This is a genomic window from Novosphingobium sp. SG720 (genome assembly GCF_012275365.1).
Lineage (GTDB): Bacteria > Pseudomonadota > Alphaproteobacteria > Sphingomonadales > Sphingomonadaceae > Novosphingobium > Novosphingobium rhizosphaerae.
Map to the genome: position 1 here is coordinate 79,753 of NZ_JAAZQN010000007.1, position 13,960 is coordinate 93,712.

The 13,960-nt window shown below is 64.4% G+C and carries 12 protein-coding genes; 11 read left to right on the forward strand and 1 reads right to left on the reverse strand.

What is annotated here, in order from left to right; translation table 11 throughout:
• Positions 1–98 precede the first annotated feature (98 nt).
• The 7 genes from FHW94_RS20165 (at position 99) to FHW94_RS20195 (ending at position 9,183) form a co-directional block, all read left to right on the forward strand.
• Positions 99–2,879, forward strand: a complete 2,781-nt coding sequence (locus FHW94_RS20165) for a TonB-dependent receptor (protein ID WP_168557636.1) — start codon at positions 99–101, stop codon at positions 2,877–2,879.
• Between the two features lie 126 nt (positions 2,880–3,005).
• The gene (locus FHW94_RS20170; RefSeq protein WP_168557637.1) at positions 3,006–3,932 is read left to right on the forward strand and encodes a CmcJ/NvfI family oxidoreductase; all 927 of its coding nucleotides are present in this window, start codon (positions 3,006–3,008) and stop codon (positions 3,930–3,932) included.
• 115 nt (positions 3,933–4,047) lie between these two features.
• On the forward strand, positions 4,048–4,950 hold the full coding sequence (gene cysD, locus FHW94_RS20175) for a sulfate adenylyltransferase subunit CysD (protein WP_168557790.1): 903 nt from the start codon (positions 4,048–4,050) through the stop codon (positions 4,948–4,950).
• Positions 4,950–6,890 (forward strand): sulfate adenylyltransferase subunit CysN, encoded by a 1,941-nt coding sequence (gene cysN / locus FHW94_RS20180; RefSeq protein ID WP_168557638.1) that lies wholly within the window; start codon positions 4,950–4,952, stop codon positions 6,888–6,890. The genes cysD and cysN overlap by 1 nt, the downstream gene beginning before the upstream one ends.
• A 22-nt stretch (positions 6,891–6,912) precedes the next feature.
• A complete protein-coding gene (locus FHW94_RS20185) occupies positions 6,913–7,647 on the forward strand; it encodes a 3'(2'),5'-bisphosphate nucleotidase CysQ (RefSeq protein WP_168557639.1) in 735 nt (244 codons plus the stop codon).
• A gap of 52 nt (positions 7,648–7,699) precedes the next feature.
• The gene (locus FHW94_RS20190; protein ID WP_168557640.1) at positions 7,700–8,191 is read left to right on the forward strand and encodes a flavin reductase family protein; all 492 of its coding nucleotides are present in this window, start codon (positions 7,700–7,702) and stop codon (positions 8,189–8,191) included.
• Positions 8,192–8,484: 293 nt separating this feature from the next.
• Positions 8,485–9,183, forward strand: a complete 699-nt coding sequence (locus FHW94_RS20195; protein WP_168557641.1) for a Crp/Fnr family transcriptional regulator — start codon at positions 8,485–8,487, stop codon at positions 9,181–9,183.
• Between the two features lie 321 nt (positions 9,184–9,504).
• Here the strand turns inward: FHW94_RS20195 and FHW94_RS20200 are convergent, their stop codons facing one another.
• Positions 9,505–10,197, reverse strand: a complete 693-nt coding sequence (locus FHW94_RS20200; protein WP_168557642.1) for an OmpW family outer membrane protein — start codon at positions 10,195–10,197, stop codon at positions 9,505–9,507.
• 271 nt (positions 10,198–10,468) lie between these two features.
• Here FHW94_RS20200 and ccoN point away from each other — a divergent pair, with 271 nt between their 5' ends.
• Genes ccoN through ccoP form a run of 4 tightly spaced genes read left to right on the forward strand, consistent with a single transcriptional unit; the run spans position 10,469 to position 13,958 of the window.
• Positions 10,469–12,121, forward strand: coding sequence for a cytochrome-c oxidase, cbb3-type subunit I (gene ccoN, locus FHW94_RS20205; protein WP_168557643.1), 1,653 nt, complete (start codon positions 10,469–10,471; stop codon positions 12,119–12,121).
• Positions 12,122–12,137: 16 nt separating this feature from the next.
• Complete coding sequence (gene ccoO / locus FHW94_RS20210) at positions 12,138–12,884, forward strand: cytochrome-c oxidase, cbb3-type subunit II (protein ID WP_168557644.1); 747 nt, start codon at positions 12,138–12,140, stop codon at positions 12,882–12,884.
• Complete coding sequence (locus FHW94_RS20215; protein WP_168557645.1) at positions 12,881–13,042, forward strand: cbb3-type cytochrome c oxidase subunit 3; 162 nt, start codon at positions 12,881–12,883, stop codon at positions 13,040–13,042. Before ccoO ends, FHW94_RS20215 begins: the two co-directional genes overlap by 4 nt.
• Positions 13,035–13,958 carry a cytochrome-c oxidase, cbb3-type subunit III gene (ccoP, locus tag FHW94_RS20220; RefSeq protein WP_168557646.1) on the forward strand — a complete coding sequence of 308 codons (924 nt, stop codon included), beginning with the start codon at positions 13,035–13,037 and terminating at the stop codon, positions 13,956–13,958. Before FHW94_RS20215 ends, ccoP begins: the two co-directional genes overlap by 8 nt.
• Positions 13,959–13,960 lie beyond the last annotated feature (2 nt).

A 13,960-nucleotide genomic window follows, 5' to 3' on the forward strand; every position in this document is an offset into this window, starting at 1 on the left:
CCGCTGCACAAGGCGCCGTCATGACGGGTGCCGACGATTCGCCGCCAGGCCAAGAATTCGCCAACAGGCCAACAACTCAGCAACAGGGAAGTCCTTCGATGACCGATTTGCCGATCCTTTCCGGCATGCCCCGCCGTGCGCGCTTGCTGCGTGGCGCTGCGCTCGCTGCCATGTCGCTGGGCGGGCTCGCCGCCCCGCTGGTGGCCCATGCCACCGCCACCGCGCCAGCCGATGGCTTGCCCGCTCCCAGCAGCGAGGCCGATGCCGACGGCAACACCCGTAGCATCGTCGTTTCGGGGCAGGCGGCACGCACCGTGAAGCTGGAAGCGCCCGGCACCACCGCCGTGCTTGCCCCCGAAGACCTGGTGCGCCAGCCCAATGTCAGCGTGGTCGATGCCCTGGCGCGAGTGGCGGGGATTTCGGTTTCACCCACCGACTTCTTTGGCACCCCGTCTTCGGGCAATCACGGCGGGCTGGATGGCGCCGCGCGCGGCGGCGCCAGCTTTGTCTATGTGCGCGGGCTATCGGGTTCGTACAACGTCAACCTGGTCAACGGCGCCAATGCCGCCCAAGGCATGCCCTATTCGCGCGAGATCCAGCTCGATCTGCTGCCGCCGGTCGGCCTTGCTGCCGTGGTCGTGAGCAAGACATCGACGGCCGACATGGATGGCGACGCGATCGGCGGCACGATCGATTTCCGCACGCCCAGCGCCGACAATTTCAAGGATGGCCATCTTGGCCTCACGCTTCAGGGCGGTGTCAGCCAGTATGGCCTGGATTACCATGTGCCGGCCGGCAGCGGCCTGGCCCAGGGCGAATACAGCACACATTTTGGCGCCGATCACCAGTTCGGCATCTATGCCACGGGCTATTACGGCAAGCGCTACTTCGCTTCGACTATGGTCGATTTCCAGGCGGGGCAGTGGGAGTATGCCGTTTCGGAAGGGGAGCAGGGCAGCAACCCGGCAGGCTTCAGCAAGGCCGACAACCTGCTGCTGACCAGCACCAACGCGCAGTTTACCGAAGGTCACCAGACCCGCTTTGGCGGCGCGCTCTCGCTGGATTGGGATATGGGCGCCACCAAGCTCTATCTGCGCGGCACGGTGGCCGAATCCAACATCCGCCAGATCGTCTATCAAAAGGGCATCCAGGCTGATCACTATTCCTCGCCCACGGTGCGCCCCGACGGGCTCTATCAGAACGGGGAAAGCGATGCCGCCTATCACTATTGGGTGGAAACGGCTCCGGCGGAATCCGCGCTCGATACCGCCGAACTGGGCGGCAAGACCAGCGACGGGCCGCTGACCCTGGATTATGCCGCATTCTGGAGCTGGGCCAAGAGTGCCGCGCCCGACCATGCCGAAGTCTCGTTCGAAACCAGCGCAGCCAACCAGCTTGGCGGCCCGTTCAGCGTGACCTATCGCGATGGCTATCCGATCCCGGCGCTGAGCGCGGCGCAGCTTGCCCGGCTCAACAACAGCAGCCTGTTCCTCAAGGCCGACGGCAGCGGTGAATATACCACCTCGCGCAGCACGGCCAACAAAGTGGGCGGGCGCCTGGATGCCGAACTGGCAGTGGGCGGCCTGGTGCAGGCGGTGAAAGCCGGGGTAAAGTTCGTGCGCAGCAGCCGGGCAAGCTATTCGCGCGACTATAGCGGCCTGGAATTCATCGACACCGGCACGCCGCTGAGCGCCAGCCCGTTTGCCCGCAACACCATCGCCGCGATCGACAAGAAGTATTATCCCTATTCGTTCGTGCGCTTCGATGGGGACGCGCTGACCGGGGCGGCGGCATCGGCCGCTTCCGCCGTGACGCTCAGCCCCGACGATTACAACGGCAACACCCTGTCGGGCCACGAAAACGTGTGGTCGGCCTATGTGCTGGCGCGCATGCAGGCTGGCGGCGTGGCGATCCAGCCGGGCCTGCGGTTCGAGCACACCACGATCGACAACCGTTTCTGGAACACGGTGAGCGTGGACGATGGCGCCACGGCCACCACGTCATCGGGTTGGGGCACCAGCCGCACCCGCTATGACATCCTGCTGCCCAGCGTGCACGCCGATTGGCATCCCTGGCAGGGTGGCATCCTGCGTGGCGCGATCTGGCGCAGCTATACCCGCCCGGCGTTTTTCCAATTGGCTGGCGGCACGCAGACCGAGCTGAACAGCGATGGATCGGTGAGCATCACCCAGGGCAACCCCGATTTGCGCCCCGTCACCTCGTGGAACTTCGACCTCAATCTGGAACATGAGTCCCACGGGTTCAGCGGCTCGATCGCGGCGTTCTACAAGGCGATCGGCAACTATCTCTATGATCGCGGCACCAGCTATCGCGCCCAGGAAATCGCCAGCACCGGCGTCAGTTCGATCAGCAAGCCGATGAACGGTGGGAACGCGGCGCTCTATGGCCTGGAACTGGCCGGCCGGTTCCAGTTGAGCGCGTTGCAAGGTTGGGTTTCGGGCTTTGGCGTTTCGGGCAACGTGACGTTCCAGCACTCCTGGGCCCACCTGCTCGATTCGGGTACCGATGCCACCCAGGCGATGCAGGGTGTGCCCTCGTTCCTGGCCAATGCCTCGGTGTTCTATGAAGGGAAGAAAGTATCGGCCAACCTGGCTTACCGCTACAACGGTTCGCTGGTAGCGGCCTATCGCTTTGGCACCTGGGGCGGCGCGGCGATGAACGATACCCAGCGGGCAACCCACAGTGTCGATGCCTCGGTCGGCTATGCGCTGCGCCCGGACGTGCGCCTGTCGCTTCAGGCGAGCAATATCTTCGACGATATCAGCTATTATCGCACGGTGAGCGCCACCAGCGAAGCGGTGCCGCAGATCGTGCGCTGGGGCCGCACGTTCCAGGCCACGCTTTCGGCTGCGTTCTGATCGCTGCCGCAGCCCCCGGGCCGGGCCGGCCTGGGGGCCAACCGCTGGACTCGCGTGCGCAAAATTGTTAGGCACGCAAACGAGTGGAGCGCGCCAGATCGCTTCATCCGTGCGAGAGGAAGCGCCATGGACACCGTGTTGTCAGCCCGCCCCGAGGCGATCGATCCCATCGAAGAAACCGCGCGCCAGGCGCCCGCGTTGATCCGCTATCTGGGGGAGGGGAGTTTCGTCACCCGCCGCTATGTGAGCCAGGGGGCCGAAATCAACACTGGGACTTATACCGATCATGCCGTGGTGGTGCGCGACGGCATGCCGATCCGCGATCACTTCACGCTCGACACCCATGGTTTCATGCTGGGTCGCCACCAGTCGGCCGTGCGGGATTTCCATGACCGGGCCGATGTCGACGCGCATTACCTCGCCGAAGTGGAAGCGCTGGTGGCGCGGATGTGCGGCGCCGATCGCGTGGCGGCGCAAGGCTGGATGATCCGCACTTCGGCCGATCTTTCCGCCCGCGCGCAAGAGAAGGTGGCCAATTACCAGCACAACGGCGGTATTCAGCCGCCGGCCGGCGAGGCCCATGTCGATTACAACCGCCCCACCGCGCGCCGTGCCGCGCAGCGCATGCACGACCAGCGCTTTGCCGATCGGCCAGGCTATGCCCGCGCGATCTGTTTTTCACTGTGGCGCACGTTTTCGCCCGGGCCGCAGGATTGGCCCCTGGCGGTGTGCGACGGGCGCAGCGTGGGCCAGGCGGAAACGGCCTCCAACACGCTGTTCGTGGTGGACGAATTTCCGGTGGGCGACGCGCTGACGGCCCCCGTGCCGGGCGAGGAGGACATGATCGCCGCCACGATCTTCCGCTATTCCCCTGCGCACCGCTGGTGGTATTTCGCCAACATGGCGGCCGATGACGTGCTGCTGTTCAAATTCAACGACAGCGACGAAAGCGTGACCTGGCGCTGCCCGCACACCGCGTTCCACGACAGCAGCCTGCCCGACACCCAAATCCGCAGCAGCATAGAAGTGCGCTGCATCGCCTATTTCGATTGACGAAAGCCCCTCTCGCACGCGGGAGGGGTAAGGGCCCAAAGTTTGGCTTGGGGGCGCTTAACCAATTCGCCCTGTCGCTGCGGGGGGCGGCTGTGCCAAAGGCGGCGCCATGAACATGCCGTCGCTCACCCATCTGCAACGCCTTGAGGCCGAGGCGATCCACATCATGCGCGAAGTCGTGGCCGAGGCGCAGGCCCCGGTCATGCTCTATTCGGTGGGCAAGGACAGCGCGGTCATGCTGCACCTCGCGCGCAAGGCGTTCTATCCCTCGCCGCCGCCGTTCCCGCTGTTGCACGTGGACACCACGTGGAAATTCAAGGCGATGTACGAGCTGCGCGATCGCATGGCGCGCGAAAGCGGCATGGAACTGCTGGTCTATCAAAACCCCGAAGCCAAGGCGCGCGGGATCAATCCGTTCGATCATGGCGCGCTTCACACCGATATGTGGAAGACCGAAGGGCTCAAGCAGGCGCTCGATCTCCATGGCTTCGACGCGGCCTTTGGCGGCGCGCGACGCGACGAGGAAAAGAGCCGCGCCAAGGAACGCATCTTCTCGTTCCGCACGGCCAGCCACGGCTGGGACCCCAAGAACCAGCGCCCCGAGCTGTGGAACCTCTATAACGCCCGCAAGAACAAGGGCGAGAGCATCCGCGTGTTCCCGATCAGCAACTGGACCGAACTGGACATCTGGCAGTACATCCACTTGAACGACGTGCCGATCGTGCCGCTCTATTTTGCCGACGAACGCCCCACCGTGGAGCGCGACGGCATGCTGTTGATGGTGGACGACGATCGCTTCCCGCTGCGGGCCGGGGAAGAACCGGTGATGCGCTCGATCCGCTTCCGCACGCTGGGCTGCTATCCGTTGACCGGCGCGGTGGAAAGCACGGCCAAGACCTTGCCCGAAGTGATCCAGGAAACCCTGCTGACCACCACCAGCGAGCGCCAGGGCCGCGCCATCGACAAGGATGCCGGCGGCGCCGGCATGGAAGTGAAGAAGCAGCAGGGGTATTTCTGATGCCGGAAACGATCACCGACGTGGCCGACGTCATCTACAAGACCGATGCCCTGATTGCGCAGGATATCGATGCCTATCTGGAAACCCACCAGCACAAGACGATGCTGCGTTTCATCACCTGCGGGTCGGTGGATGATGGCAAGTCCACGCTGATCGGGCGGCTGCTCTATGATTCCAAGATGATCTTCGAGGATCAGCTGGCCGCGCTGGAAAGCGACAGCAAGAAGCAGGGCACCCAAGGCCAGGCGATCGATTTCGCGCTGCTGGTCGATGGCCTGGCGGCCGAGCGCGAGCAGGGCATCACGATCGACGTGGCCTATCGCTTCTTCAACACCGAAAAGCGCAAGTTCATCGTGGCCGATTGCCCCGGCCATGAACAGTATACCCGCAACATGGTGACCGGCGCTTCCACCGCCGATCTGGCCGTGATCCTGATCGATGCGCGCAAGGGCGTGCTGGTGCAGACGCGGCGCCATTCCTACCTCTGCCACCTGCTGGGCATTCGCAACATCGTCCTGGCGGTCAACAAGATGGACCTGGTCGATTACAGCCAGGCCCGCTTTGACGAGATCGTGGCCGATTACCGCGCCTTTGCCACCAGCATCGGCATCGATACGTTCACCGCGCTGCCGATTTCGGGCTTTGCCGGCGACAACGTGACCGCGCCATCGGCCAACACGCCGTGGTACACCGGGCCCTCGCTGATTGCGCACCTGGAAACCGTGCCGGTGCGCGGGGCCGACGATCTGGCCCGTCCGTTCCGTATGCCGGTGCAATGGGTCAACCGCCCGAACCTGGATTTCCGGGGCTTTTCCGGCCTGATCGCCAGCGGCAGCGTCAAGCCCGGCGATGCCGTGCGCGTGCTGCCCTCGGGCAAGACCAGCACGGTCACCCGGATCGTGACGCTGGAAGGCGATCTGGACCAGGCGCAGGCGGGGCAGGCGATCACGCTGTGCCTGGCCGACGAGATCGACTGCTCGCGCGGCGACGTGCTCGCCCTGGCCGACGCTCCGCCCGAAGTGGCCGACCAGTTCCAGGCCACGCTGGTGTGGATGGCCGACGAGGCGTTGACGCCGGGCCGCGCCTATTGGCTCAAGCTGGGCACGCAAACCGTTTCGGCCACCGTGCGCACGCCCGAATATGTGGTGAACGTCAACACCATGGAGCATCTGGCGGCCAAGACGCTGGAACTCAACGCCATCGGCGTGGCCGAAGTGGTGACCGACAAGCCGCTGGTGTTCGAGCCCTATACGGAAAGCCGCACATTGGGCGGGTTCATCCTGATCGACAAGATCAGCAATGCCACCGTTGGCGCCGGCATGCTGGAATTCAGCCTGCGCCGCGCGCAGAACGTGCACTGGCAGGCGCTGGACGTGACGCGCAAGGCCCATGCTGCGCTCAAGATGCAGCAGCCGGCCGTGCTGTGGTTCACTGGGCTGTCCGGCTCGGGCAAATCGACCATCGCCAACCTGGTGGAAAAGAAGCTGCACGCGCTGGGCAAGCACACGTTCCTGCTGGACGGCGACAACGTGCGCCACGGGTTGAACAAGGACCTGGGCTTTACCGACGCCGACCGGATCGAGAACATCCGCCGCGTGGGCGAAGTGGCCAAGCTGATGACCGATGCCGGCCTGATCGTCCTGACCGCGTTCATCAGCCCGTTCCGTGCGGAGCGCGAGCTGGTGCGCAGCCTGCTGCCCGAAGGCGAATTCATCGAAGTGTTCATCGACACCCCGTTGGAAGACGCCGAAAAGCGCGACGTTAAGGGCCTTTATAAAAAGGCGCGCAGCGGCCAGCTCCAGAACTTCACCGGGATCGACAGCCCGTACGAGCGCCCCGAAAACCCCGAAATCCGGGTGGACACGCGCCGCGAAAGCCCCGAAGACGCCGCCGAGCGGATTGTCGAGCGGGTGATCGGCGCGTGGATGCCGGTGATCTGATCGGACAGGCAGGGGGCAAGCGATGGACGATCTGGCGCTGGCGCGGCATCTGGCCGCAGGGGCGGGGCGCATCCTGACGGATTTGCGTGCCGCCGGCACGCACGAGGGCAAGGCGCTGGGGGCGCAAGGTGACGTTCTCGCCAATGCGTTCCTCATGGCCGAAGTGGCGGCGCACCGTCCCGATGATGGCGTGCTGAGCGAGGAAACCGCCGACACACCCGCGCGGCTGGCCAAGAACCGGGTGTGGATCATCGATCCGCTTGATGGCACGCGCGAATATGGCGAAGGCCGCAGCGACTGGGCCGTGCACGTGGGCCTGGCCGTGGACGGCAAGGCCGTGCTCGGCGCCGTGGCGCTGCCGGGGGAAGACCTGGTGCTCGACAGCGCCGGCATTGCGCCACTGCCGCCCATGGCGTCCACGCCGCGGCTCCTGGTCAGCCGCTCGCGCCCCGCGCACGAGGCGGTGGAAGTGGCCAAGGCGATCGGTGGCGAATTGCTGCCGATGGGCAGCGCCGGGGCCAAGGCGATGGCCGTGGTGCGCGGTCAGGCCGAGATCTACCTCCATTCGGGCGGGCAATACGAATGGGACAATTGCGCGCCGGTGGCCGTGGCGGCCGGCGCCGGCCTGCATGTCTCGCGCATTGATGGTTCGCCCCTGGTCTACAACAACCGCAACACCTGGCTGCCCGATTTGTTGATCTGCCGCCGCGAATGGTCCGAACGGGTGCTTGAGGAAGTGGCCAGGATCGGCGATTGACGCAGCGCAGCGAAATTCTGATCCCCCATTCTTTGCTTGCCCCGAGGACACCATGATCGATCCCAAGCATTTCCGCACCGTTCTTGGCGCCTATCCCACGGGTGTCTGCGTCATCACGTCGGTTGACGAAGCCGGCTTGCGCACCGGGCTGGTGGTGGGCTCGTTCACCTCGATCTCGCTCGATCCGCCGCTTGTCGGCTTTTTCCCCGACAAGCGTTCGGGTTCGTGGCCGCGCATTGCCGCCACCGGGCGGTTCTGCGTCAACGTGCTGGGTGCCGACCAGTTGGACCTGTGCCGCCGCTTTGCCAGCCGCGCCGATGACAAGTTTGCCGAACTGGCCCATGGCCACAGCCCGGCGGGCCTGCCGCGGCTCGACAACGCGCTGGCCTGGATCGATTGCCGGATCGAACGGGTTGATGACATCGGCGATCACTGGCTGGTGGTGGGCGCGGTGGAAGCGCTGGATTCGCGCCAGGAAGGAACGCCGCTGCTGTTCTTCCGCGGGCAGTATCACGATGCTGTGGAAATCGCCCAAGGGGTGTGACAACCGCTGCAACGGTGCTGGCCCTGCGCCAAATTGCACCATTCCTGCTGTAATTGCCGATCGATTGACACCGATCAAAGCCGCGTCGCCGGGCTGGGGGTAAAGCGGAAATCGCCGAAGGGAACAGGTCTTTCCAACCCGGACAGTCTGTTCGTTTCGCGTGATTTCTCCCCAACTCGGGCGGCATGCCTGGCAGGCCGCCCCCCTTTTTGCCGGGTGGGGTGATCATACTTTGGTCTGATAAGGCCCTGTCTTGTCGTTGTCTTTCACGGCGCAAGATGGTAATTGGGGCCATGTCTTCTTGCGAAACCTGCGTCGTCCGCAACCGCGCCATCTGCGCCGGCCTCGACAATCAGGAGATCAACGCGCTCAACGCGATCGGACGCCGTCGCAACGTTTCGGCCGGGGAACCGCTGATCTGGGAAGACGATGACTCGCTGCTCGTCGCCAACGTGATCGAGGGCGTGCTCAAGCTGACCACCAGCACCGAAGACGGCCGCGAACAGATCGTGGGCGTGGCCTATCCGTCCGATTTCATCGGCCGCCCCTTTGGCCAGACCAGCAAGGCCAGTGTCGTCGCGCTGACCGATGCCCGCGTCTGCGTGTTCTCGCGCAACGATTTCGATCGCTTTGCCCGCAGCCATCCGGGGCTGGAGCACAAGCTGCTGGAACGCACGCTGGCCGAACTGGACCGCACGCGTTCGTGGATGATGCTGCTGGGCCGCAAGACCGCGCCCGAAAAGATCGCCACATTCCTGCTCGAAATGTCGGAGCGCCTGGCCGAAACCGGCTGTACCCCGATCACGCGCGGCCCGGCCACGCGCTTCACCCTGCCGTTCTCGCGCCAGCAGGTGGCCGATGTGCTGGGCCTGACGATCGAGACCGTCAGCCGCCAGTTCACCAAGCTCAAGAACGAAGGCGTGATCGACCTGCCCGCGCGGCGTGACGTGGAAATCCTCGATCGCCCCTCGCTGGTTTCGCTGGCGGGGTAAGCGTGGCGGGCACGGGCTTCGACAAGCGCAGCCCGAACGCGGTTTCAGCAGAATTTTCGGATGAGCGTTCGCCCTGAGCTCGTGGAAGGGCCCTGGCTGCGCGCTTTGCGCTTGGCCTCGCACCACCCCCAACCCCCTCCTCTGAAGAGGAGGGGGCTTTTCAACAGCCTCACCTCCCGCCTGCGGGAGGGTTTGGGGGAGGCGTATTCCCCGAAAGAAAAACGAAAACGGGCGGGCCGATGCCAGGGGATCCCAGACCCTGGATCGACCCGCCCGCGGCCCTGCATACGACGGATATGCAGGGCTATCGGTGCGCCGTGATCAGAAGCGGTAGGCGACGCCCGCGCTCAGGACCCAAGGGTCCATGCGATGGCGCGTGGTCAGTGCTTCGGTGCCGTTGGCGGTGTAGAAATGCGCGGTCGTGCTGATCCAGTACTTCTTGGCATCGAGCGTGAGGCCAAGGCCGGTCTTCGTGATCGGAATGTCGATCCCGCCCTGAACCACGACGCCGGCGTCGTTATCCAGCTTCACCCGCCTGGCGCCCAGGGTCTGCGCGGTCGCACCGGCGCGCTCATCGATATAGAAGAACCACGCGCCGCCCGCGCCCACATAAGGCTTGATGCCGCCGGGCAGGTTGAAGTGGTACTTCGCCGTGACCGTGGCGGGCAGGATCAGCGCATGATCGACCAGTGCTGCACCCGCCAGTGCGCCGGCGCCCGAGACGTGGTGCGCGGTAAAGCAGCAGATCGTTTCCACCGACACGTTGGGCAGCGCGAAATATTCGATCGCCAGCGTGGGGGTGAAGCTGTTGTTGCTGGCATCGGTCTGCGATCCGGTGGGCAGGCCGATCAGGTCCTTGCGAACCGCGGTGATCTTGCCATCGGCCAGAACCGACGTGGCCAGCAACTTGACCTGCCACTTGCCCGCCGGCGCTTCATCGGCCGCGATTGCGGGAGAAGCGAAGGCTAGCGCCAGGGCGGCGGCACCAAGAGCTTTGCCAAGAACCTTTTTCATCACACGTTTCCTAATTGCTGGCGGACTGAGTTACCGCGGACTGGGCCACTGCGGGCTGCGCCGCAGGCGGCCTGCCCCTCGCAGGCTCCGTTCCCTCTGGCGTGGCACGGTCAATGGCGGGGTTCTCGATTCGCTACATTGACGCAACGCAAAAATGGCAGGGTGCTGAACAAATCGTTCACCGCAGGGGTTATTTGACTCGTATCAATGTGATGGGCGGGCAAAGGTTGCAGGGGCAGAATCTGTAGTTGGGCATGGAAGGGAAGGGTCCATGGAACAGGTTCTGATGCGCGCCGGCCTATGGTTTGGTGCGCTTGTCCTGGCGGTGGTCGCCTGTGCTCTGGCAGTGGACCAGGGTTTTGCGATTCACATGGCGATCTTCGGGATCGCCGCCGCCATCGCGCTGTGGGTGACTATCAGCGGCAAGAGCGTCGACAATGCGGTGCGGGGCGTGCTGCGCATGCCCGATCCGGGCCGCTATGACGACGACGTGATTCGCTGGGGCGTTATTGCCACGGTATTCTGGGGTATCGCCGGGTTTGCCGCCGGCCTGTGGATTGCGCTGGAGCTGACCTGGCCCCAGCTCAACCTGGGGCTGGAGTGGATCAACTTCGGCCGCCTGCGTCCGCTCCACACCTCGGCGGTCATTTTCGCTTTCGGGGGCAATGCGCTGATCGCCACGTCGTTCTACGTCGTGCAGCGCACCTGCCGGGCGAGGCTGGCCTTCCCCGGCCTCGCCCGTTTCGTGTTCTGGGGATACCAGCTGTTCATCGTCATCGCGGCGACCGGCTATCTCCTGGGCATCACCCAGGGCAAGGAATATGCCGAACCGGAATGGTACACCGACTTGTGGCTCACCATCGTGTGGGTGGCCTATCTGGCGGTGTTCGTCGGCACGATCGTGAAGCGCAGCGAGCCGCACATCTATGTGGCGAACTGGTTCTATCTCTCGTTCATCCTGACCGTGGCGATGCTGCACATCGTCAACAACCTCAACATTCCGGTCAGCCTGTTCGGTTCGCGCTCTTATCCCATCTTTGCCGGCGTGCAGGGCGCGCTGGTGGAATGGTGGTATGGCCACAACGCGGTGGGCTTTTTCCTGACCGCCGGCTTCCTTGGCATGATGTATTACTTCGTGCCCAAGCAGGCCGAACGCCCGGTCTATTCCTATCGCCTGTCGATCATCCACTTCTGGGCGCTGATCTTCCTCTATATCTGGGCCGGCCCGCACCACCTGCACTATACCGCGCTGCCCGATTGGGCGCAGACGCTGGGCATGGTGTTCTCGGTCATGCTGTGGATGCCCAGCTGGGGCGGCATGATCAACGGGTTGATGACGCTGAACGGCGCGTGGGACAAGATCCGCACCGATCCGATCATGCGCATGCTGGTGATGAGCCTGGCGTTCTATGGCATGAGCACGTTCGAAGGCCCGATGATGAGCGTGAAGAGCGTCAATTCGCTCTCGCACTATACCGACTGGACCATCGGCCACGTGCACTCGGGCGCGCTCGGCTGGAACGGCATGGTGACGTTCGGGGCGCTCTATTACCTGGTGCCGCGCCTGTGGGCCCGTGAACGGCTCTATTCGCTGCGCATGGTCAACTGGCACTTCTGGTGCGCCACGCTGGGCATCGTGTTCTATGCCGCCTCGATGTGGGTGGCGGGCATCACCCAGGGGCTGATGTGGCGCGAATATGGGCCCGACGGCTATCTGGTGAACAGCTTTGCCGAAACCGTGGCCGCGCTGCACCCGATGTATGCCCTGCGTGCCTTTGGCGGGCTGCTCTACCTTTCGGGTGCGGTGATCATGGTGATCAACATCACCAAGACCATCCTGGGCCAGTACCGCAACGAAGCGCCGATGCACGATGCCGCGTTCGATCCCGAAAAGGATCGTCCGATCGTCGCCCAGCCTGCCTGATAAGGAAACCCGAACAATGTCCAGCATTGTTGAGCGTCACAAGACGCTGGAGCGCAATGTCACCCTGCTGGCAGTCCTTGCCTTTGCCGCGGTGACGATCGGCGGGATCGTGGAAATCGCCCCACTGTTCTGGATCGACAACACCATCGAGAAGGTGGAGGGGATGCGCCCCTACACCCCGCTCGAACAGGCCGGGCGCGACATCTATGTGCGCGAAGGCTGCTATGTCTGCCACAGCCAGATGATCCGTCCGTTCCGCGACGAGACCGAACGCTATGGCCATTACAGCTTGGCCGCGGAATCGATGTACGATCACCCGTTCCAATGGGGATCGAAGCGCACCGGGCCGGATTTGGCCCGCGTGGGCGGCAAGTATTCGGATGAATGGCATGTCCAGCATCTGAAAGACCCGCGCTCCGTGGTGCCGGAATCGATCATGCCCACCTATCAGTTCCTGGCCGAGCGTCCGCTCAACCAGGGGGACATGACGGCCGAGCTGCAAACGCTCTACACCACCGGGGTTCCTTACACGAAGGACCAGATCGCCCAGGCCAACGATGACTTGAAGGCCCAGGCAGACCCCGAAAACGCCACCGAATTCAAGACGCGCTGGCCCAAGGCCCAGGTTCGCGATTTCGATGGCGATCCCAAGAAGCTGACCGAGATGGATGCGCTGGTCGCCTATCTCCAGATGCTGGGCACGCTGGTGGATGTGAATGCGCCTGCCGCCCAGGAAGACCTGGCCAAGGAGAAGGGGCGATGAGCACGTATGATGTCTTGCGCCACTTTGCCGATAGCTGGGCGCTGGTGGTGATGGGCGCGATTTTCCTGGCCCTGTGCATCTGGCCTTTCCGCAGCGGGGGCAAAGCCTCGGGCGCGGAAGCCGCCAACTCGATCTTCACGGAGGATCACGATGGCTGACAAGCGCATCGACGAACCCACCGGCGTTGAAACCGTCGGACACGAATGGGACGGAATCGAAGAACTCAACACGCCGTTGCCGCGCTGGTGGCTGTGGACCTTCTATGCCACGATCGTGTTCGCGATCGGCTATGTGGTGGTCTATCCGGCCATCCCAGGGCGCCATTCGGCGAGCGCTGGCACCGCCGGGTGGACCAGCCGCGGCGCCCTGGCCAAGGATCTGAAAGCGGCCGATGCCGCCCGCGCCCAGACCCGCGCCGCCATTGCCGCGACGCCGGTGGAAAAGCTGGCCGACAATCCGCAACTGCTGCGCGCCGCGATCGAAGGGGGGGCTGCCGCGTTCAAGCAGAACTGCGTGCAGTGCCACGGGTCTGGCGCGGCCGGGTCCAAGGGCTATCCCAACCTCAACGACGACGACTGGCTGTGGGGCGGGGACATCGCCACCATTCACCAGACCCTGGAACACGGCATCCGCTATCCCGGTGACGAGCAGACCCGTTCCAGCCAGATGCCGGCGTTTGGCCGCGATGGCATACTCACGCCGGCCCAGGTGCAGGACGTGGTCAGCCATGTGCGGGTGATCAGCGGGCAGGAAAAGGCCAGCGCCTCTTCCACCCGTGGCGCGCAGGTTTTTGCCGACAATTGCAGCGTCTGCCACGGCGCCAATGGCGAAGGCAACCGCACCGTCGGCGCGCCGCGCCTCAACGACAAGATCTGGCTCTATGGCGGGGACCGCGCCACGCTGACCGAAACCGTCACTTACGCCCGCCAGGGCGTGATGCCGGCCTGGGGCCAGCGGCTCGATCCGGTCACGGTCAAGATGCTGGCGGCCTATGTCCACTCGCGCGGGGGCGGTGAAGCGCTGCCCGCCGCGTCGGAAGCGGCCGCGCCAGCGCCCGTGCCGGCAACAAGGTAAGC